We start from the raw sequence: 21,451 nt of genomic DNA, 5'->3' as shown, positions 1-21,451 counted from the left end.
TAGGTTGGGAGGGGGATGAAATGTCAAAAAAAATCGGGCTATTAGGAGGTACATTTGATCCGCCTCATTTTGGCCATTTATTAATTGCGAGTGAGGTATTACATGCATTGCAATTAGCTGAAATATGGTTTATACCCAATCAAATACCTCCCCATAAGCAAACAGAGCAATTTACAAATAGCAAGCACAGAGTCAATATGCTGAAATTGGCGCTAACATCAAATGATCAATTTAAGATTGATACGATTGAACTAGAGCGAGAAGGACCTTCTTATACATATGATACGCTTTGTCTTTTATCTGAACAATATCCTGCCTATTCCTTTTATTTTATAATCGGTGCAGATATGATCGAGTATTTACCACACTGGTATAAGATTGAAGAGGTTGTTAAGCTTGTGACGTTTGTTGGGGTCAAACGCCCGGGCTATACAACGAGTACCGACTATCCGGTGAAAGAGGTTGAAATTCCGCAATTTGATGTGTCCTCAACAATGTTGCGTGAACGGATAAAAACTGGAGAAAATACCGCTTATCTTTTACCTGATGATGTGAAAAGATATATAGAGGAGAATCGTTTATATGGAACGTGAAGCTGCATTAAAGATTGTTGCAGAACAAATTACAGAACATCGCTACAATCATACATTAGGAGTTATGGAAACCGCTATTCAATTGTCACATCAATATGGTGCAGATGTTAAAAAAGCAGAAATAGCAGCGATTTTTCATGATTATGCTAAATTTCGTCCGAAAGAAGAATTGAAGCAAATCATCATTGAACAGAGGATGCCACAGCAATTATTAGTACATAATAGTGAGCTCTGGCATGCACCTGTTGGAGCATTTCTGGTAGAGAAAGAAGTAGGGATAACTGACCAAGAAGTGTTGAGTGCAATAAAATATCATACATCGGGCCGCCCGGATATGACGTTATTGGAAAAAATCATTTATGTGGCAGATTATATTGAACCTGGAAGGCATTTTCCAGGAGTTGACGAAGTAAGAGCTCTGGCAAAATCAAATCTTGATCAAGCTTTACTACAATCACTACAAAATACAATCATGTTTTTATTAAAGAAAAATCAAGCGATTTATCCTGACACAATTCAAACCTATAATTCATTAGTGCTTAAAGGAGGAAGATCTAATTAATGAACGGAAGAGACATTTTAACAATAGTGGCAAAAGCTGCAGATAGCAAACGAGCTGAGGATATTATTGCACTTAATATGAAAGGCATTTCCTTAATCTCAGACTTTTTTCTTATTTGTCATGGTAATTCTGACAAGCAAGTTCAAGCGATTGCAAGGGAAATAAAAGAAAAAGCGTTAGAAATGGATATTCAAGTAAGACGTCTTGAAGGTTTTGAGGAAGCTCGTTGGATATTGATTGACCTCGGTGATGTTGTTGTACACGTATTCCATAAAGATGAAAGAAGTTATTATAATCTTGAACGTTTATGGGGAGACGCGCCTGCAGAAGATTTAACAAGCGAGTTAAATCAATGATCTATCAAGGCTTTGCTTATATATATGATCAGCTAATGAAGGACGCTCCTTACGATGAATGGGCAGCTTTTATTAACAAGGCCATTTCGGTATACAATTCTGATGCTAAAAGGTTGATCGATGTAGGTTGCGGCACGGGTGAAATTGCCATTCGCTTGGCGAAACAACAGCTTAACGTAACAGGTGTTGATCTAAGCGAGGATATGCTTTCAGTAGCTCAGGCAAAACTCGCTCAAAATAATGTAAATGTTTTTTTTCTACAACAAGATATGAGAGAGCTTGCAGGGTTCGAGGAAAAATTTGATGTCGTTACTATTTGTTGTGATTCACTTAATTACTTAGAAACTGAGGATGATATCAAGGCAACATTTCGAGCTGTTTTTCAGTTGCTTGGAAGCAGAGGTTTACTTTTATTTGATGTTCATTCTCTATATAAAATTCATCATATTTTTGCTGGTGCAACATTTGCAGATCAAGACGAGGACATTAGCTTTATTTGGAGTTCATATGCTTCAGAAGAACCAAACAGTGTGGAACATGATATGACTTTTTTTGTAAAGCGCAATGAATGGTACGAGCGCTTTGATGAGTTACATTATCAACGCACCTATCCAATTGAAACCTATATTTCTTGGCTCGAGAATGCCTCTTTTGAAGTCGTAAAGGTTTGCGGCGATTTTGATTTTGAAAACCCTCCAACCTCAACAAGTGAACGGATCTTTTTTATTGCAAGAAAAAAAGATTGAAGGTGAACTTTTATAGATCACCTTCTTTAAATTAAATATAAAAAAACAGACGAGAAACCGTCTGTTAAAAAGTAAAAGATGTAAAAAGTGGAGGGATACATTCAAAAAAATGTTTATTTTTGCAGGATGATCATACACTGCTGTCGAATTATTTAGGCGGGATTTTATTAAATTGAACAGATACTTCTTCGATATCTTCGTAATACTTCTCATGTGTAACATGGTAGACCTTTTCAAACATATCGCCTATTTCTTCTTCAAGTACCTTGATCCCTAGTCCTGTCACTCCTCCCTTCACACAAACCTTTTCTTGTAATGTCGGCAATGTATATAGCTTTGTCTCAAGTAATTTCCCCATGCCAATGATCATTTCACTTGCAAGTTGTACAGCTTGCTCCTTTGTAATGGCTGTTTCAGCAACCGCTCCATCCACAAATTTTTGCAGTAAATAGCTGAAAAATGCTGGCCCACAGCTGACAATATCTGATGAAACTCTTGTTATATCATCCTCAATTTGTATAGGAGTAGAGATACGTTTAAACAGTTTTTCGATTTTTTTCCTCATGACTTTATGGCACGAGTTTCCATAGGTAAGCAGCGATACTCCGGCAAAAGCACGATTGGTAATGCTTGGTATTGCCCTAACAACTTGGCACTGTACAAGTGACTCCAGCTGTTCAACACTTATTGGGCTTGTAATAGAAACGATACATTGATTAGGCGATAAAACATGATTAAGGCTTTTTAAAAGGGGGTGAATATCTAATGGCTTAACACAAATAAAAAGGATTTCCGAGCATTTTGCCACCTCTTCTGCCGAATCCATTACAGTTGTTTCAGGATAATCATTTTTTATGTCTACAGCCTTAGCTTTCGTTCGATTAGTCATATAAATGAATGAGGGTCTGGTTGCACCTGACTCAATAAAAGATTCTATTAAAATTCTACCCATATTTCCTGTTCCAATAAAACCTACATTCAAAGTATATCCCCTCCTTAGAATGCATATTTCTCATACACAATATGTTATTAACCAGGTAATTATGAATAGTAAAAAGGAGTGAAGATTATGCGTTATCTTCAGAAATATAAAAATTGGATAATTGTGGTTTCCATTATATTCGGGATGACTGTTTTTTATTATCTGTTTATACAAGATTCATCTTCAGTCATAGAAACGAATAATCAAGGTGAGATAGACCCTCTTACAATAGCGGAGGAAGAGACAACAAAATCAGATCCAACCGAAAAGATAAAAGAGCCAACTGTTGTTGTAGTGGATGTAAAAGGAGCGATAAAGCATCCAGGAGTTTATGAATTACCGACTGGTACGAGAGTCCATCATCTAATCGATAAAGCTGGGGGAATGATTAAGGAAGCTGATGAGCTAGCGGTAAATCTTGCCGCACCTTTGGAGGATGGAATGGTACTATATGTCCCTAAAAAAGGAGAAGTGAAGGAAAATCAATTAACAGCCCCAATCAATTCGAGCGATATCAATGATAAGGTCAATATTAATTTGGCAACAAGTGAAGAGCTCCAAACACTGACAGGCATTGGACCGGCAAAGGCAGAAGCAATTATCACTTATCGTGAAGAAAATGGCCTATTTACGGCGCCTGAGGATCTCCTTAATGTTTCGGGCATCGGCGAGAAGTCTTTTGAAAAGCTAAAGGAGGAGATTACAGTCAAGTAGTGAATAATTCAGAAAATCCAAAAATAATAAATTGACGACCATTCAGTGTTCTAGATACACTTAAGGGAGAAAAATGTCGAGTGGAGGAGTTTTTGATGAGTCGTATTTCGTGGGATCAATATTTTATGTCACAAAGCCATCTGTTGGCTTTAAGGAGTACTTGTACAAGATTAGCAGTTGGGGCAACAATTGTTCGTGATAAGCGAATTATTGCCGGGGGATATAATGGTTCAATTGCAGGTGGTGTTCATTGTTCTGACGAAGGGTGCTACGTGATCGATAATCATTGTGTAAGAACGATTCATGCAGAAATGAATGCCTTGCTTCAATGTGCAAAATTTGGCGTGCCGACTGATGGAGCAGAAATTTATGTGACACACTTTCCATGTCTGCAATGCTGTAAGGCACTTATTCAAGCCGGGATCAAGACGGTGTATTATGCTGTCGACTATAAAAATCATCCATATGCAATTGACCTTTTTAAGCAAGCGAATGTTAAGGTTGAGCAAGTCGTACTTGAAAAGTCATTATTGAATGAAAAAGATGATGAAAAACGTGAATTTATTACAAGCTTATTAGACAAGCTTGCAAAATCGGAAATAGACGAAAGTGAGTTGCAAGCTCTCTACAAGAAAGCCAATTTTCTATTTTCTTAATAATATCAGAATTTATATATTTTCTTAACATAGCTTGCGTTTCTGAATCTAGCTCCAGGCGCCATCGGCTCGAGGTCATAAGTCAAACAGGAATTGAAGGTAAAGTACACCTTCTATTCCTGTTCGCCTTATGCTTGTCGCCGATAGGCAGGCGCCTTGCGCTTTTTTTAATATTTAAGGAGGCTGCCTTACAGTCTCCTGTAAACTACCCAAGGCAGGTGTTTAATTTTTGCAAGGCAGGCTGTATTTTTTAGCTGTATCAGCAAGTTTGTCTCTAATAATTTGCCGTTTTCAATTTCATCCTGCAGCTATCGCTGCTACCATTTTTTATCTCTTTTATCTCTATTACAGAAGACAGCATTTCCTCTTTTTCCTTTCTCTATTAACAGTCCTCTGCTTCATTTTTGTTTTTTATTTCACAGAACATCATAATAAAACCGGATTAACAGAAGGTCGATATTCGGGAGAAGGGATTATTTCTTCCATTCCATACAGTGATGGAAATCAGTATAGAGGCTATGTTAAAACAAGACATGGCGAAAAACTTGTTTTTACCTATACGATTCAATCTTTTAAGGAAAAACAAGCTCTTAATCAGATAAATCCAGGAATGATATGCTCTTTTTCTGGGGAATTGAAAAGGCCAAAATTGCCAACGATGCCAAATGCTTTTAACTATCATCAATATCTGCATGATCATCATATTCACTGGCAATACCAGGTGGAGGAAATAGGTAAGTGTAAAGCAGAAAAATCAAATTGGTACTACACTTTGTTAAACCTAAGGAAAGATGGTTTGGCTTTTATTGAAGCGCATTTTCCATCTGAGTCTGTCGGAATAGTTCAAGCCTTGATATTTGGTGATCGACGGTTAATTGATTCAGATTTGGACAAAGCTTACCAAGAGCTTGGAATTGTCCATTTACTTGCCATTTCAGGGTCACATATTGCTTTATTGGCAGGTGCCATTTATTACTTCTTACTTTATTGTGGAATGACACATGAAAAGGCGAAAGCGGTGCTAATTGTCCTGCTGCCAGTTTATATGATTCTTACTGGTGCATCGCCCTCTGTTGTAAGAGCTTCGTTTATGGTGGTACTTTACCTGCTAATTAAGCTATGTAAAAAACAAATTTCCTCATTAGATGTAATAAGCTTCACATATTTGGTTCTCCTTATCATCAATCCATATTATTTGTTTCAGGCAGGATTTCAGTTATCATATGCTGTAAGCTTCGGATTACTTCTTTCTTTAGGAATTGTTGAACATTTTAATAATGTTCTCGCAAAATTAACAGTTGTTTCTGCTATTGCCCAGCTATGTTCGATGCCAATTTTACTACATCATTTTTATGAAATTTCGCTCATTAGCTTACCGATGAATATGTTGTTTGTTCCGCTTTATTCGTTCATTATTTTACCTCTCTCGATCCTGGCAACATCCATGGCCGCTATCTTTCCTCTAATTGGTGTACATATTATCCAGATTTTTAGTGAAATGCTTCTTGTTACTCATAAAATTGTTTTATTTGCATCCTCCCTATCAATCTCAACCTTTGTAACAGGGAGGCCGGCCCTTCCGATTACCTGTGCACTTGTTGTTGCGATTTTCTATCTCGTTTATCAGTTTGAAATATACAAACGTATAAAGCTGTTACTTAGACCGGCATTATTTTTAGCGCTTGTCCTCTTGATACAAGTTGGCCTGCCCTATCTTAATCCATATGGAAAGGTCATCATGATTGATGTCGGACAGGGGGATTCGATTTTTATTCATCTCCCTTTTAAGAAAGGAACCTTTTTAATCGACACTGGTGGAAGAATAACATTTCCTAAAGAAAAATGGGAAGAAACAAGTGATTCATTTACAATTGCCGAGGATGTAACAATCCCGTATTTAAAATCAATCGGAATAACAAAGGTTGATGCCTTGTTTTTAACACACGGTGATACTGATCATATCGGTGAGGCAATACCTATAATGGAAGGAATAAAGGTAGAAGAACTAATTATACCTAAAGGCTTCGTAAGAGAAGAATTAGAGCAAAAGGTAATTGAGACAGCGGAAAACAAAAGGACGGAAATAAAAGCTGTGAAGGCGGGGGATACGATATTGTTTCATGATTTTTCTTTTTATGTTGTTGCACCGATTACTCTAACTGCTAGTAAAAATGATGATTCATTAGTGTTATGGACAGAGTTGGGAGGATTAAGCTGGCTTTTCACAGGTGATGCAGAAATGGGAAGTGAAGAGAAAATGATCAGTAAGTTCCCGGGATTACGGGCAGATGTCTTAAAAGTAGGTCATCATGGTAGTAAAGGTTCGACATCAGATTCTTTTCTGGATTCAATTTTGCCTTCGATTGCTCTAGTCTCAGCAGGATATAATAACAGGTACCAGCACCCCCATTCAGAAGTAGTCGATAAACTATCCAGTCGCGGAATTCCTTTGTTGCGAACAGACTTGGATGGAGCCATTTTATATAATTTTAAAGGAAAGACTGGAACCTTTTCCACACATCCTCCATACGATAAAGTAAAAGAATAAAACGAAAAAGAGACTGCTTTTAGCAGCAGTCTCTATGTAAGTATTTACCGATTAATTATGCGCTTACTAATTTAATAACAGTTGCAATAATGAAAATTACCGCGAAAAACCCAAATGAAGCAACGAATCCAACTCCTGAATCTACTGCATCATTACGCTTGCTTTGTACACTCTTTTCAAATTCGTTCACTGTTACCCCTCCTATATCATACTTAGTATAAGCGATTACCATAAAAAAATCTACATCATGATGCTATTGTTTTTTACAATCAAGGCTGTTATTACCAGCTTTGCTAGAAATGACATCAAATATTCAATCTGTCATTGGCTAAACTAAAAATCAAATCGCTGCATCGTTTCGAATCAGGTTCCTAGGTCCTGAAACGAAACGTTCATATAGATGCTGGGAGCTGAATGGTTATACCGTTTAGTTCCCTTTTCCCATTTAAAAGGCCCCTGCTTAATTTAAGTATTCTCACTTGCCAAACCGCTGTTTTCATTTTACGATTAAATGAAGTGAAATGAACGAATGGAGAACAATTAACATGATTTTTGATGTGTGGAATGATATTAAAAAAGGAAAATTACAACCGATTTACTTACTAATAGGAAAAGAAGCATTTCTTATGCAAGAAACTGTACAGTTAATCGTCAATGCTGCATTATTGGAAGAGGAAAAAGACTTTAATATCTCTGTTTATGATTTGGAGGAAACGGCAATCGATTTGGCGATTGAAGATGCTGAAACACTTCCGTTTATGGGGGAAAAGCGGGTAGTCATCATGAAGAATCCAGGCTTTTTAACAAGTGAAAAGAAAAAGGAAAAAATAGAACAGCGAATTGATCACCTTGAAAAATATTTACAATCACCAGCACCATATACCATACTCATTATTCAAGCACCTTATGAAAAACTTGATGAACGTAAAAAAATAACGAAGCAGTTGAAAAAACAATCTCTTCTCATTGAAATGAAGCCTTTATCAGAGCAAGAATCAATAAAATGGACCTTAGGGATAGCTGAAAAAGAAGGTGTTGATCTATCACAAGAAGCATTAAATGAGCTTATGATATTAACGGCTGGAGATTTAATGATCATGCATCAAGAATTAATTAAGCTCAGTACATATGTTGGGGAAGCCGGTTCAATCACACCTGAAATCGTTAAGCGTCTCGTCTCTAGGTCTTTGGAACAAAATATATTTGATTTAATCGATCATGTCATTCATCGAAGAAGTAAAGAGGCTTTACAGATTTTTTATGATTTGTTGAAAAATAATGAGGAACCGCTTAAAATACTATCCTTGCTAGTAAATCAATTTAGGCTGATTTTACAAGTGAAGGAGCTGGTAAATACTGGTTACGGACAGCAGCAAATATCTACAATTGTTAAAGTCCATCCATTTCGTGTGAAATTAGCTCAGCAGCAAGCACGATTATTTAAGGCAGAGGAATTAGCTCATATTTTAATGGAACTGGCTGAGGCAGATTTTGAAATGAAAACAGGGAGAAAGGATAAACAGCTAGTATTAGAGTTGTTTTTACTAAAATTATTTAAGACAAAATAAAAAACGATCCGAATAGGGATCGTTTTTTCATTACGCAGATAATCCGTTAACACTTTTCGCTAAACGAGATTTATAACGTGCAGCAGCGTTCTTGTGAACTAAACCGCTTTGTGCAGCTTTATCAATTCGTTTGTTAGCTTCAGTAAGTGCAGCTTTTGCATTTTCAACATCATTGTTTAAAACGAAAGCATCTACTTTTTTAATAGCAGTACGCATTGCAGACTTAATCGTTGCGTTGTGTGCGTTACGCTCATTGCTTGTTTTTACGCGTTTAATTGCAGATTTAATGTTTGGCATATCTTTCACCTCCTAAGAAGTAAATCGAGATCTATTTAACTCGATATATCCTTTACATGAACAAAAGATATTCTATCAAACGGCTGAGATTATTGCAATACTAATGTAAAGGAAAATACATTGAAACCTGCAAAATCCTATAATTATTTTTTAGTCTGGACTAATTCTTGCTTAAAAAGCATCTCCCTTCTTTTTATAAATCTTAAAGAATGTTTCCATCTATAAATGGCAAACATAGAGGATAGGAACGATTTGGGAGGTATTTTAATGGAAAAGCCATTAGACTTAAGTCAATATTCCGTACGTACAGATTTAGCAGTTGAAGCAAGAGCGATGGCGCTCGAACAAACAGGAAGACAAACAGCTGTTGATTCTAGCAATATTGCAGGCGTCATTATTAAAGAATGGGAAGAAGATGGGATTAATCTCTCATTTTTAGAAATTAAAGAAGAAGGGTCGAAAGCAGTTGGCAAAAAGCCTGGAAAGTATTTAACCATGCAAATGGAAGGTATTCGTCAAAAAGATTCAGAGCTGCAAGAAAAGGTTGTCGAAGCTTTCGCAAAGCATTTTAGCCAATTTTTGTCTGACTTGAACATTCCTAAGGATGCAAGCTGTTTAGTTGTAGGATTGGGCAATTGGAATGTAACACCAGATGCATTAGGCCCGCTAACAGTTGAAAATCTATTAATTACGAGACATCTATTTAAACTTCAACCAGAAAATGTAGAAGAGGGATTCCGCCCGGTTAGTGCAATTGCACCTGGTGTCATGGGGCTGACAGGTATTGAAACGAGTGACATTATTTCGGGAGTGATCGAACAATCAAAGCCAGACTTTGTTATTGCAATTGATGCATTAGCTGCCAGATCGATTGAACGAGTAAATACAACCATTCAAATTTCTGATACAGGAATTCATCCAGGCTCTGGTGTTGGGAATAAAAGAAAGGCTCTGAGCCAAGAAACGTTTGGTATTCCTGTTATCGCGATAGGCATTCCAACAGTCGTTGATGCTGTTTCGATTACGAGCGATACAATTGATTTTATTTTAAAGCATTTTGGCAGGGAATTAAAAGAAGGGGACAAACCTTCAAGGTCTTTAATTCCAGCTGGAATGAATTTTGGCGAGAAACGGGTTTTGACTGATGAAGACATGCCTGAAGAAGAACACCGGAAACAATTTTTAGGAATTGTCGGCGGACTAGAGGATGAAGAAAAACGCAAGCTCATTCACGAGGTTTTAGCACCGCTTGGCCATAACCTAATGGTTACCCCAAAAGAAGTGGATATGTTTATAGATGATATGGCAAATGTGATTGCGAGCGGTTTAAACACTGCTCTGCATCAACAGGTGGATCAAGGAAATTCTGGTGCTTATACACACTAGTAAATAATCATGTTTATCTCTTAACCTTCTTGCAAAAGTTCTACTTCCTTATACTTGCTCATACAAATTAATAGACAAGTATAAGGAGGATTCATATAAATGAAGCGAAATCGAACTAGTCGTAATATGATCGTTACGTTTGATGGGACAAGCATAAAAAAAGGAATCGTCATAAGCTTCATTATTCTACTGATGACATTTTTACTTTCAGGTGTGTTAACGTCACTTAAACCGGAATATCGGTTGACTTCGTCATCAATCAATGATTTGACGAAAAATATTGATAGTGAGGCGTTTTTGCAATTATTAGGAGCGGAGAATCGATTTTTTATTTCTGCCTTACCTCAGGAAGCGGAACCTATAAAGCTGTCTTCAATTATGTTTAAAGTATTGACAAGCATTAACCCGGATGATCCAAGAAGTCTGCTAGGGCGGGAATTACCTGGTTTTTCACTTTATGATAGTGAAATTGTTGTTGCAGGTGATGGGACAAACTATACGAATATGCCTTACGAATCACCGCCGCCAACAGAGGTATTAGAGCAGGAGCGGGAAGCATCTATTAACAAAAATGATGTGGTGAATAACGATGAAAATGATGATTCAAAAGCTCCGCCAACTTTAACAACTGGTGATAAAAAAGTAGTTTATATTTATAACACCCATAATACCGAATCATATTTACCACTATTAGATGGGGAAACAGATATGAATCGGGCATTTCATTCGAAAGCAAATATAACTATTGTCAGCGAATTGCTCGGAAAAGCACTACAGGATAATGGTATTGGCAGCCAAATAGAACAGGCAAGTGTCCAAGAAAATCTTAAGCAAAAAGGCTGGAATTATTCGAAATCCTATTCTGCTTCACGTCCGCTTGTGGAGAGTGCGATGGCAAACAATCGAAATCTGGATTACATTATCGATATACATCGTGATACACAAAGAAAAGAAGTCACCACAATTAATATTAATAATAAATCATATGCAAAAGTTGCTTTTATCATTGGTGGGGAAAACCCTACCGTTGAAAAAAATGAAAAGCTTGCAACAGATCTTCATGCGTTATTACAAAAGAAATATCCTGGCTTAAGTCGCGGGATTTTTGAACAAGGCGGAAAAGGCTACAACGGCGTATATAATCAAGACTTATCAAATAACGCGATGTTAATTGAATTTGGCGGTGTCGATAATAATTTAACAGAACTAAAAAATACGGCTAACGCAATAGCTGACGTATTCAGCGAATATTATTGGCAAGCTGAAAAAGTAGATGGAACGACAGAAGCACAAGAAAAGTAATCTAATTGTGAGGGAAGCAAGATGGTAAAATTCATGTTTAAATGTTTTGTTCTATGCTCAGTCCTTTTATTCGGAGTTCTAATCGGAATGCAGCAAGCAAACCAAGGAATGATAAAAATGAGAGGTTATGATGATCCTGAGCTCCAGAGTGCCTTTCAAATCAATAATGAACAAAAAGGCGATATTGAAGCATCGATTCTTGGAAATAAGGTAACCGGTCAGGACCTGCAGGAAAAACAGGAACAGCTGGAAAAAATTGAAGCATTCAACTTCTTCTCTCAAATCGGAAAACAATTTGCAGCAGTCGTAAGTAACGGGGTATCTGCTCTTGTCGATAGCTTTGCTGAATGGATGAACAATCTTTTAAAATGATCATATGCTGACAGATTCATTATCTTACTCTTTTGTAGAGTTGATAAAATGATTCTGTCAGTATTTTTTTATCCGCTTTTCTATTATTGAATGTTAAATTATCAATTGATATAATGAAGAATAGTGTACTTGTAAGCTATGTAGGAGTGAAAACATATTATGAATAGAGAAGAAAAGTTAAAAAGACAATCGAGAATTAGGAACTTCTCGATTATTGCACATATTGACCACGGTAAATCAACGTTAGCAGACCGGATTTTAGAAAAAACGTCTGCCCTAACACAGCGAGAAATGAAAGATCAATTATTAGATTCAATGGATTTAGAAAGGGAACGCGGAATTACCATTAAGCTTAATGCAGTTCAATTAAAATACAAAGCAAAAGACGGAGAGGAATACACGTTTCATTTAATCGATACTCCAGGACATGTTGACTTTACCTATGAAGTTTCCCGAAGCCTTGCAGCTTGTGAGGGGGCGGTTTTAGTTGTTGATGCCGCCCAAGGAATTGAAGCACAAACACTAGCAAATGTTTATTTGGCACTTGATAATGATTTAGAAATCTTACCTGTTATCAATAAAATTGATCTGCCAAGTGCTGATCCAGAGCGGGTTCGTAATGAAATCGAAGAAGTAATCGGCCTTGATGCTTCTGAAGCCGTTTTAGCCTCAGCTAAAGCCGGGATCGGGATTGAAGAGATTCTTGAGCAAGTAGTAGAAAAAGTCCCTGCTCCTGAAGGTGATCCAGAAGGACCATTAAAAGCACTAATATTTGACTCCTTATATGATGCTTACCGCGGTGTTGTTGCATACATCCGTGTTGTGGAAGGAACGGTTAAGGTTGGTCAAAAGATTAAAATGATGGCGACAGGTAAAGAATTTGAAGTAACAGAGGTAGGGATATTCAATCCGAAGCCTGTTCAACTCAAGGAATTAAATGTGGGAGATGTTGGTTTCCTAACAGCTTCTATCAAAAACGTAGGGGACACTCGTGTTGGTGATACGATTACTGATGCGAAAAATGGTGCAACAGAACCTCTTCCTGGTTACAGAAAATTGAACCCAATGGTCTTCTGCGGTCTTTATCCGATCGATACGGCGAAATATAATGATTTACGAGAAGCATTAGAGAAGCTTGAGTTAAATGATTCATCCTTGCAATTTGAGCCTGAAACCTCACAAGCTCTTGGTTTTGGTTTTCGTTGCGGGTTTTTAGGATTATTGCATATGGAAATCATTCAAGAACGGATTGAGCGTGAATTTAAAATTGATCTCATTACAACCGCGCCTAGTGTAATTTATGAAGTGTATTTAACAGATGGGGAGTCACTAAAAGTTGATAATCCTTCAAATATGCCTGATCCACAAAAGATTGATCATATTGAAGAGCCTTATGTAAAAGCAGCTATTATGGTCCCGAATGACTATGTAGGTGCTGTCATGGAGCTTTGTCAGAAAAAACGCGGTATTTTCATTGATATGCAATATTTGGACGAAACTCGGGTAAGCATTAATTATGAAATCCCATTATCCGAAATTGTTTATGATTTCTTTGATCAGCTTAAGTCGAATACAAAAGGCTATGCCTCCTTTGATTATGAATTAATTGGGTATAAAACATCGACATTAGTGAAAATGGATATCCTTTTAAATGGGGAGAAAATCGATGCTCTTTCCTTTATTGTACATCGCGATTCTGCCTATGACCGTGGTAAGGTAATTGTTGAAAAATTAAAAGAACTGATCCCTCGTCAACAGTTCGAAGTGCCGATTCAAGCGGCAATTGGTCAAAAAATCGTTGCAAGATCAACCATTAAAGCCATGCGTAAAAACGTACTCGCGAAATGTTATGGCGGAGATATTTCCCGTAAACGTAAGCTATTAGAAAAACAAAAAGAAGGCAAGAAACGAATGAAGCAGGTTGGCTCTGTAGAGGTGCCGCAGGAAGCGTTCATGGCTGTATTACGAATGGATGAAAGCTAATATTTTTTTCCTTTCCATATAGAATGATATACTGAACTTACCATTCATTAAACAATTATTAAACATTGCCGCAGCTATGCTGCGGCTTCTTAATTAGAGGGTGAACTTATGATTCAATCAGCATATATTCATATCCCGTTTTGCCATCATATTTGTCATTACTGTGATTTTAATAAAGTGTTTTTTAAGCAGCAGCCTGTTGACGAATACATTGAAATGCTTATAAAAGAAATACATCATGCTGCACAAAAAAACGAACACCAATTAAAAACGATCTTTATTGGCGGAGGGACACCAACTGCCTTATCAACTAGTCAGCTTAATCGATTAATGGAGGGAATCAGATTCAATCTAATCTCTGTAAATGAACCTGTAGAATTTGCAGTTGAAGCAAATCCAGGGGAGCTGACATCAGAAAAGCTAAAGGTATTAAAAAACGCTGGTGTGAATCGATTAAGTATCGGTGTGCAAAGCTTCAATGATAAGCTTTTGCATCGGATTGGACGGGTCCACCGCAAAGAAGATGTATTTCGAACAATCGAGCTGGCCGAGCAAATCGGTTTTGATAATATGAGTATTGACCTTATGTACGGATTGCCAGGCCAAACAATAGATGATTTTAAAGAATCATTAGAAACAGCTTTTTCTTTAAATGTAAAACATTTTTCAGCATATTCATTAATTGTTGAACCAAAAACAGTGTTTTATAATTTAATGCAGAAAGGCAAATTAACCTTGCCGCAACAAGATGAAGAAGCGCAAATGTATGAGCTGGCAATGGAGCAAATGGAAAAACACGGATTCAATCAATATGAGATAAGTAACTATGCGAAAGCAGGCTATGAGAGCCAACATAATCTTACTTATTGGAATAACGATTATTATTTTGGCTTTGGAGCAGGAGCCCATGGGTATATGAATGGTGTACGGACCTCAAATATTGGTCCGATCAAAAAATATATCGAGCGAATCAAGCAAAAGGGCGAAGCATTCCATATTCAAATCACTATAAGCAAAGAAGAAGCAATGGAGGAAGAAATGTTCCTCGGTCTCCGCAAAACAACTGGGATAAGCAAGGAGAAGTTTTATAAAAAGTTTGGTGTTCAAGTTGATCACATATTTTCCAGTCCAATTGACAAACTTGTAGATCTAGATTTAATCATAAATGATGAAAATGGGATAAGACTAACTCATAAAGGGAAACTTCTTGGCAATGAGGTGTTTCAGGAATTTATCGGCCTTTCTTAAATTTTCATCAGTAAGGAAGCGTAGATTCCTAAATTTTAGTATGATTTATTAATTGACAATTTATTTTGGTTTTGATACCTTTTTATATATATTTAGCACTCGCATTCCTAGAGTGCTAACAGAGGTGATAATAGTTGCTTACAGATCGCCAATTGTTGATTCTACAAGTAATTATTGATGATTTTATTCATTCTGCTCAGCCAGTTGGTTCGAGATCATTAGCGAAAAAAAGTGAAATTACGTTTAGCTCAGCTACGATTAGGAATGATATGGCTGACTTAGAGGACCTTGGATTTATTGAAAAAACACACAGTTCATCAGGGCGTGTTCCATCTGAAAAGGGATATCGTTATTATGTAGACCATCTTCTGTCACCACAGCGTTTGACAAAGACAGAAGTTGGCCAAATAAAATCAATATACGCTGAAAAGATCTTTGAACTAGAAAAGGTTGTTCAAAAATCTGCACAAATTTTATCTGAATTAACAAATTACACTTCAATTGTTCTTGGTCCGAAAGTGACTGAAAATCGCTTGAAGAGAATTCAAATTGTACCGATAAATGATGAAGCAGCTGTTGCGATTATCGTGACAAACACAGGTCATGTAGAAAATCGAACCATCACGTTCCCAGAGTCTATTGACCCGAGCGATATTGAAAAAATGGTGAATATCCTTAATGAGAGGCTAGCAGGTGTTCCGCTGGTAGATCTGCAGGATAAAATATTCAAGGAAGTTGCGACCGTTCTTAAGAAACATATTCAAAATTATGAAATGCTGTTGAAGGTAATGGCAGGAACGTTGAAGCTAAATGAAAATGAAAAGATTTACTTCGGTGGGAAAACAAATATGCTAAGCCAACCAGAATTTGCTGATGTCGGAAGAATTAAATCATTACTAACAATGATTGAGCAAGAAAAAGAATTATATGGGTTATTACAAACAAATCATTCAGGAATTACTATTAAAATTGGTAAAGAAAATGATAATATAGCAATGGAGAATTGCAGCTTGATTACGGCTACCTATTCATTTGGTGAAAAACAGCTAGGAACAATTGCTGTTTTAGGACCGACAAGAATGGAATATTCACGTGTTGTTAGTTTAGTGAACAGAATGACCCGTGATTTGTCCAAAACACTGACTAATTTGTATTATGGTTCTTAAGCTTGGTTATATTGAAAATGGGATGGAATTAGATTAATTCCATCCGATTCCCATGTTTATAAATACTGACATCTATCATTCTTTAATCTTTACAATATTCCTATTAAGGAGGTGAAACAGTGTGTCAAACGAAAAAAACGTTGCAGAACAAGAGGAAACAGTAGATACTGTACAAAGTGAAAATGCTGACGCAGATGTTAAGGTTGTTGAAGCTGACGATGTCATCGTTGAAGATCGTACTGAAGCAAGTGATGAATATGAGCAAAAAATCGCCGAACTTCAAGCAAAGCTAGATGAAGCTGAAAACAAATTGCTTCGCTCTCAAGCAGACTTTGAAAACTACAAAAGACGAAGCCGCTTAGATTTGGAGGCAGCCCAAAAATATCGTGCACAAAGCTTAGTATCTGAAATTATACCTGCTCTTGATAATTTTGAAAGAGCGTTACAAATAGAAGCAGATAATGATCAAACAAAATCATTGCTACAAGGTATTAACATGGTCTATAACCAATTAGTTCAAGCGTTAAAAAATGAAGGCGTTGAAGCGATCAATGCTGTTGGTGAACAATTTGATCCTCATATTCACCAGGCTGTTATGCAGGTAGAGGATGAAAAGTATGAATCCAATACGGTTGTTGAAGAGCTACAAAAGGGCTATAAATTGAAGGATCGAGTTATTCGCCCTGCAATGGTAAAAGTAAATCAATAACTTTCAATTCTTACATAATTAACAGGAGGTTATAGTTAATGAGTAAAATTATCGGTATCGACTTAGGTACAACAAACTCATGTGTAGCAGTTTTAGAAGGCGGAGAACCGAAAGTGATCCCAAATCCAGAAGGAAACCGTACGACTCCTTCTGTAGTAGCCTTCAAAAACGGTGAACGACAAGTTGGTGAGGTTGCAAAGCGTCAAGCGATCACAAACCCAAATACAATCATTTCTATTAAACGTCATATGGGTACTGACCATAAGGTTGAAATTGAAGGTAAAAGCTATACTCCACAGGAGATTTCAGCGATTATCCTTCAACACTTAAAATCTTATGCTGAAGAATATTTAGGCGAGCCCGTTACAAAAGCAGTTATTACTGTGCCAGCTTATTTTAATGATGCTGAGCGTCAAGCAACAAAAGATGCTGGTAAGATTGCAGGTCTTGAAGTAGAGCGTATCATCAATGAACCAACTGCTGCTGCATTAGCATATGGTTTAGACAAAACGGATGAAGATCAAACGATCCTAGTTTATGACCTCGGCGGCGGTACATTTGATGTATCTGTTCTTGAGCTTGGAGACGGTGTATTTGAAGTTCGCTCAACTGCCGGTGACAACCGTTTGGGTGGAGATGACTTCGACCAAGTCATCATTGATTATTTAGTTGCTGAATTCAAAAAAGATAACGGCATTGATCTGTCTAAAGATAAAATGGCGTTACAACGCTTAAAAGATGCAGCTGAAAAAGCGAAAAAAGATCTTTCAGGTGTAACATCAACACAAATTTCACTTCCATTTATCACAGCTGGAGAAGCGGGTCCGCTTCACTTAGAAGTAAGCTTAACACGTGCTAAATTTGATGAGCTATCAGCTGATTTAGTAGAAAGAACAATGGGACCTGTTCGCCAAGCATTAAGCGATGCTGGCCTTTCTGCAAGTGAGATTGACAAAGTGATTCTTGTTGGTGGTTCAACTCGTATTCCTGCTGTGCAAGAAGCGATTAAAAAAGCTCTAGGCAAAGAACCGCATAAAGGAGTTAATCCTGATGAGGTTGTTGCTCTAGGTGCGTCCATTCAAGGTGGCGTTATCACTGGCGATGTTAAAGATGTTGTACTACTTGACGTAACTCCGCTTTCATTAGGTATCGAAACAATGGGCGGTGTATTCACAAAGCTAATTGATCGTAATACAACGATTCCAACAAGTAAGTCACAAGTGTTCTCAACTGCAGCTGATAATCAAACAGCAGTAGATATTCACGTGCTGCAAGGTGAACGTCCAATGGCGGCTGATAATAAAACATTAGGTCGTTTCCAATTAACAGACATTCCGCCAGCACCACGAGGTGTACCTCAAATTGAAGTATCTTTTGATATCGACAAAAACGGTATCGTAAATGTTCGTGCAAAAGATCTTGGTACAAATAAAGAGCAAGCTATTACGATTAAATCTTCTACAGGCTTATCAGATGAAGAAATTGAACGTATGGTAAGAGAAGCAGAAGAAAATGCGGATGCTGATAAAAAACGTAAAGAAGAAGTTGAGCTTCGCAATGAAGCAGATCAATTAGTGTTCACAACTGAAAAAACATTAAAAGATCTAGAAGGTAAAGTTGATGAGGCAGAGGTAACGAAAGCAAACGAAGCAAAAGACGCTTTAAAGGCTGCGATTGAGAAAAACGATTTAGAAGAAATCAAAGCGAAAAAAGACGCACTTCAAAACATCGTTCAAGAGCTTTCTGTCAAACTTTACGAAGAGGCTGCAAAGCAAGCTCAGGCTCAGCAAGGCGGAGAAGCTGCTAGTGGCAAAGCTGCAGATGACGTTGTAGATGCTGAATTTGAAGAAGTGAAAGACGACGATAAATAATCCCCCTTTGGTGAAAAGTCAAAGTCAGGCTTGTCTTGACTTTGACTTTTTTTGGGGTAAAAGGCTAAACTTCAACCATCTACTTTAATCACATAATCATTCATCATGATAGTAAAAAGCATATGATACAGCAACAAACTGGAGAACTATTTGTTGCTTTTCCTCTCTTTTGAGTGATACAATTTACTTTATGTGAGAAAATCGGGAGTGAGAAATTATGAGCAAGCGTGATTACTATGAAGTCCTTGGGTTAAGTAAGAACGCGACCAAAGATGAGATAAAAAAAGCTTATCGTAAGCTTTCGAAGCAATACCATCCTGATATTAATAAAGAAGCAGACGCAGCAGATAAATTTAAAGAAATCAAAGAAGCCTATGAAACCTTAAGTGATGATCAAAAGAAAGCACACTATGATCAGTTTGGTCATACAGATCCAAATCAAGGCTTTGGCGGTGGTGCTGGCTTCGGTGGGGATGGCTTTGGCTTTGAGGATATTTTTAGTTCAATCTTTGGCGGAGGAACAAGAAGACGTGATCCGAATGCACCAAGACAAGGTGCTGACCTGCAGTACACAATGACATTAGACTTTGAAGAAGCTGTTTTCGGGAAAGAAACAACGATTGAGATCCCAAGAGATGAAACATGTGAAACATGTAATGGTTCTGGTGCACAAAAAGGGACAAAGCCTGAAACTTGTACACATTGTGGCGGCAGCGGCCAATTAAATGTGGAGCAAAATACTCCATTTGGCAGAATCGTTAACCGTCGTGTATGCCATCATTGTGAAGGAACAGGTAAAATGATTAAGCATAAATGTGGAACATGCCGCGGAACTGGTAAGGTAAAGAAACGCAAAAAGATTCAAGTGAAAATTCCTGCAGGTGTTGACGATGGTCAGCAATTGCGTGTTTCAGGACAGGGTGAACCAGGAGTTAATGGAGGACCTCCTGGTGATTTATATGTCGTTTTCCATGTAACAGAACATGAATTTTTTGAAAGAGATGGCGATGACATCTATTGTGAAATGCCTTTAACATTTGCTCAGGCAGCGCTTGGAGACGAGATCGAGATTCCAACACTTCATGGCAAAATAAAGCTAAAGGTTCCAGCAGGAACACAAACAGGTAAAAAATTCCGCTTGACTGGAAAAGGGGTTCCAAATGTTAGAGGTTATGGCCAAGGTGACCAATACGTCATCTTACGCGTATTAACCCCAACAAACTTAACTGAAAAACAAAAGGAATTATTACGTGAATTCGCGGAAATTAGCGGGGCAAAGCCCGATGAACATGAAGAAAGCTTTTTTGATAAGGTAAAGCGAGCGTTCAAAGGGGATTAAATAAAAAATTTATTAAGTAAAGATATAGTTAGAAGGATTGGAGTTGGTAGATATGAAGTGGTCAGAATTTAGTATTCATACAACACAAGAAGCGGTTGAACCCATTTCAAATATCCTGCATGAGGCTGGAGCAAGCGGAGTAGTTATTGAGGATATTGCTGATTTTGTTAAGGAAAGAAGTACAGCTTTAGGAGAAATCTACCAACTAGATCCGACAGATTACCCTGAAGAAGGGGTTGTTGTAAAAGCGTATTTACCAATCAATAGTTTTCTTGGTGAAACAGTTGACGGGATAAAAGCAGCTATCAACAATTTGCTTGTATATGATATTGATCTCGGGAAAAACCAGATCACGATTAGTGAAGTAAATGAAGAAGAATGGGCAACAGCTTGGAAAAAATATTATCATCCAGTGAAAATCTCTGAAAAGTTTACGATTGTTCCAACATGGGAGATTTATGAGCCTGTCAGTTCAGATGAATTAATTATTGAGCTTGATCCAGGGATGGCATTTGGGACTGGTACACATCCAACAACTGTCCTTTGTATCCAGGCGTTAGAACGGACGGTTCAAGAAGGTGATCGCGTGGTCGATGTTGGTACAGGATCAGGGGTATTATCAATTGCAGCTGCTTTGCTTGGAGCTAAAGAAATTCATGCCCTTGATTTAGATCATGTGGCAGTAGAAAGTGCGCGAATCAATTGTAAGCTAAACAAAGTGCAAAATGTTGTTTCTGTTTCGCAAAACAATCTATTGGATGGAATTGAAGGTCCAACAGACCTCATTGTATCAAATATATTGGCGGAAATTATTGTTCGATTTATTGATAAGGCCTATGATGTCTTGAACCAAGGCGGAACATTCATTACATCAGGTATCATTCAAAATAAAAAGCAAGAAGTGAAGGATGCACTTCAAAAAGCTGGTTTTATAATAGAAGAAACAATGGCTATGGAAGATTGGATTGCGTTTATTGCAAGGAAGCATTGAAGTATTAGGGGCAGCAGACCCCTGTTTTTACAAAGTGTCAAACAATAATAGGGGTGGCTGCT

General features: G+C 37.4%; 21 protein-coding genes. 18 read left to right on the top strand and 3 right to left on the bottom strand.

Going from position 1 to position 21,451, the window contains the following annotated elements:
• The first annotated feature begins 20 nt into the window (after window positions 1-20).
• The 4 genes from Q1B07_RS06195 to Q1B07_RS06180 are packed head-to-tail and all read left to right on the top strand — an operon-like array spanning window position 21 to window position 2,257.
• Window positions 21-593, top strand: a complete 573-nt coding sequence (locus tag Q1B07_RS06195) for a nicotinate-nucleotide adenylyltransferase (protein WP_299087708.1) — start codon at window positions 21-23, stop codon at window positions 591-593.
• Window positions 583-1,155 carry a bis(5'-nucleosyl)-tetraphosphatase (symmetrical) YqeK gene (gene yqeK, locus Q1B07_RS06190; protein WP_299087710.1) on the top strand — a complete coding sequence of 191 codons (573 nt, stop codon included), beginning with the start codon at window positions 583-585 and terminating at the stop codon, window positions 1,153-1,155. Before Q1B07_RS06195 ends, yqeK begins: the two co-directional genes overlap by 11 nt.
• Window positions 1,155-1,511, top strand: a complete 357-nt coding sequence (gene rsfS, locus Q1B07_RS06185) for a ribosome silencing factor (protein WP_299087713.1) — start codon at window positions 1,155-1,157, stop codon at window positions 1,509-1,511. Before yqeK ends, rsfS begins: the two co-directional genes overlap by 1 nt.
• Window positions 1,508-2,257 carry a class I SAM-dependent methyltransferase gene (locus Q1B07_RS06180; RefSeq protein ID WP_299087716.1) on the top strand — a complete coding sequence of 250 codons (750 nt, stop codon included), beginning with the start codon at window positions 1,508-1,510 and terminating at the stop codon, window positions 2,255-2,257. The genes rsfS and Q1B07_RS06180 overlap by 4 nt, the downstream gene beginning before the upstream one ends.
• 148 nt (window positions 2,258-2,405) lie before the next feature.
• On the opposite strand, the gene comER is transcribed toward Q1B07_RS06180, so the two are convergent.
• The gene (comER, locus tag Q1B07_RS06175) at window positions 2,406-3,239 is read right to left on the bottom strand and encodes a late competence protein ComER (protein WP_299087719.1); all 834 of its coding nucleotides are present in this window, start codon (window positions 3,237-3,239) and stop codon (window positions 2,406-2,408) included.
• 87 nt (window positions 3,240-3,326) lie between these two features.
• Here comER and Q1B07_RS06170 point away from each other — a divergent pair, with 87 nt between their 5' ends.
• The 3 genes from Q1B07_RS06170 to Q1B07_RS06160 all read left to right on the top strand — a co-directional run bounded on the left by Q1B07_RS06170 (window position 3,327) and on the right by Q1B07_RS06160 (window position 7,157).
• Window positions 3,327-3,953 carry a helix-hairpin-helix domain-containing protein gene (locus Q1B07_RS06170; RefSeq protein ID WP_299087722.1) on the top strand — a complete coding sequence of 209 codons (627 nt, stop codon included), beginning with the start codon at window positions 3,327-3,329 and terminating at the stop codon, window positions 3,951-3,953.
• 95 nt (window positions 3,954-4,048) lie between these two features.
• Complete coding sequence (locus Q1B07_RS06165) at window positions 4,049-4,609, top strand: ComE operon protein 2 (RefSeq protein WP_299087725.1); 561 nt, start codon at window positions 4,049-4,051, stop codon at window positions 4,607-4,609.
• Window positions 4,610-4,838: 229 nt separating this feature from the next.
• On the top strand, window positions 4,839-7,157 hold the full coding sequence (locus Q1B07_RS06160) for a DNA internalization-related competence protein ComEC/Rec2 (RefSeq protein WP_299087728.1): 2,319 nt from the start codon (window positions 4,839-4,841) through the stop codon (window positions 7,155-7,157).
• A gap of 55 nt (window positions 7,158-7,212) precedes the next feature.
• Here Q1B07_RS06160 and Q1B07_RS06155 read toward each other — a convergent pair whose 3' ends face one another.
• Window positions 7,213-7,347, bottom strand: a complete 135-nt coding sequence (locus Q1B07_RS06155) for a YqzM family protein (RefSeq protein ID WP_046590599.1) — start codon at window positions 7,345-7,347, stop codon at window positions 7,213-7,215.
• 355 nt (window positions 7,348-7,702) lie between these two features.
• Here Q1B07_RS06155 and holA point away from each other — a divergent pair, with 355 nt between their 5' ends.
• Window positions 7,703-8,725, top strand: a complete 1,023-nt coding sequence (holA, locus tag Q1B07_RS06150; RefSeq protein WP_299087737.1) for a DNA polymerase III subunit delta — start codon at window positions 7,703-7,705, stop codon at window positions 8,723-8,725.
• Window positions 8,726-8,755: 30 nt separating this feature from the next.
• Here the strand turns inward: holA and rpsT are convergent, their stop codons facing one another.
• Window positions 8,756-9,022, bottom strand: coding sequence for a 30S ribosomal protein S20 (gene rpsT / locus Q1B07_RS06145; protein WP_299087740.1), 267 nt, complete (start codon window positions 9,020-9,022; stop codon window positions 8,756-8,758).
• A gap of 267 nt (window positions 9,023-9,289) precedes the next feature.
• Here rpsT and gpr point away from each other — a divergent pair, with 267 nt between their 5' ends.
• The 10 genes from gpr to prmA all read left to right on the top strand — a co-directional run bounded on the left by gpr (window position 9,290) and on the right by prmA (window position 21,389).
• Window positions 9,290-10,408 carry a GPR endopeptidase gene (gene gpr, locus Q1B07_RS06140; protein WP_299087742.1) on the top strand — a complete coding sequence of 373 codons (1,119 nt, stop codon included), beginning with the start codon at window positions 9,290-9,292 and terminating at the stop codon, window positions 10,406-10,408.
• A 99-nt stretch (window positions 10,409-10,507) separates the two neighbouring features.
• A complete protein-coding gene (locus Q1B07_RS06135; RefSeq protein ID WP_299087745.1) occupies window positions 10,508-11,710 on the top strand; it encodes a stage II sporulation protein P in 1,203 nt (400 codons plus the stop codon).
• Between the two features lie 21 nt (window positions 11,711-11,731).
• Entirely contained in the window at window positions 11,732-12,082 is a 351-nt protein-coding gene (locus Q1B07_RS06130; RefSeq protein ID WP_299087748.1) for a YqxA family protein, read from the top strand.
• Window positions 12,083-12,241: 159 nt separating this feature from the next.
• Entirely contained in the window at window positions 12,242-14,065 is a 1,824-nt protein-coding gene (lepA, locus tag Q1B07_RS06125; RefSeq protein ID WP_299087751.1) for a translation elongation factor 4, read from the top strand.
• A 111-nt stretch (window positions 14,066-14,176) separates the two neighbouring features.
• Entirely contained in the window at window positions 14,177-15,313 is a 1,137-nt protein-coding gene (gene hemW / locus Q1B07_RS06120) for a radical SAM family heme chaperone HemW (RefSeq protein ID WP_299088075.1), read from the top strand.
• 134 nt (window positions 15,314-15,447) lie between these two features.
• Window positions 15,448-16,479 (top strand): heat-inducible transcriptional repressor HrcA, encoded by a 1,032-nt coding sequence (gene hrcA / locus Q1B07_RS06115; RefSeq protein ID WP_299087754.1) that lies wholly within the window; start codon window positions 15,448-15,450, stop codon window positions 16,477-16,479.
• Window positions 16,480-16,600: 121 nt separating this feature from the next.
• Window positions 16,601-17,188, top strand: coding sequence for a nucleotide exchange factor GrpE (gene grpE, locus Q1B07_RS06110; RefSeq protein ID WP_299087757.1), 588 nt, complete (start codon window positions 16,601-16,603; stop codon window positions 17,186-17,188).
• Window positions 17,189-17,226: 38 nt separating this feature from the next.
• Complete coding sequence (gene dnaK / locus Q1B07_RS06105; protein ID WP_299087760.1) at window positions 17,227-19,059, top strand: molecular chaperone DnaK; 1,833 nt, start codon at window positions 17,227-17,229, stop codon at window positions 19,057-19,059.
• A gap of 217 nt (window positions 19,060-19,276) precedes the next feature.
• Entirely contained in the window at window positions 19,277-20,398 is a 1,122-nt protein-coding gene (gene dnaJ / locus Q1B07_RS06100) for a molecular chaperone DnaJ (RefSeq protein ID WP_299087763.1), read from the top strand.
• A 52-nt stretch (window positions 20,399-20,450) separates the two neighbouring features.
• Window positions 20,451-21,389, top strand: coding sequence for a 50S ribosomal protein L11 methyltransferase (gene prmA, locus Q1B07_RS06095; RefSeq protein ID WP_299087766.1), 939 nt, complete (start codon window positions 20,451-20,453; stop codon window positions 21,387-21,389).
• Window positions 21,390-21,451 lie beyond the last annotated feature (62 nt).

Source organism: uncultured Metabacillus sp. (assembly GCF_947503125.1).
GTDB lineage: Bacteria > Bacillota > Bacilli > Bacillales > Bacillaceae > Metabacillus.
Note: the sequence above shows the minus strand (reverse complement) of the source record. Positions and strands in the feature narration are given on the sequence as shown.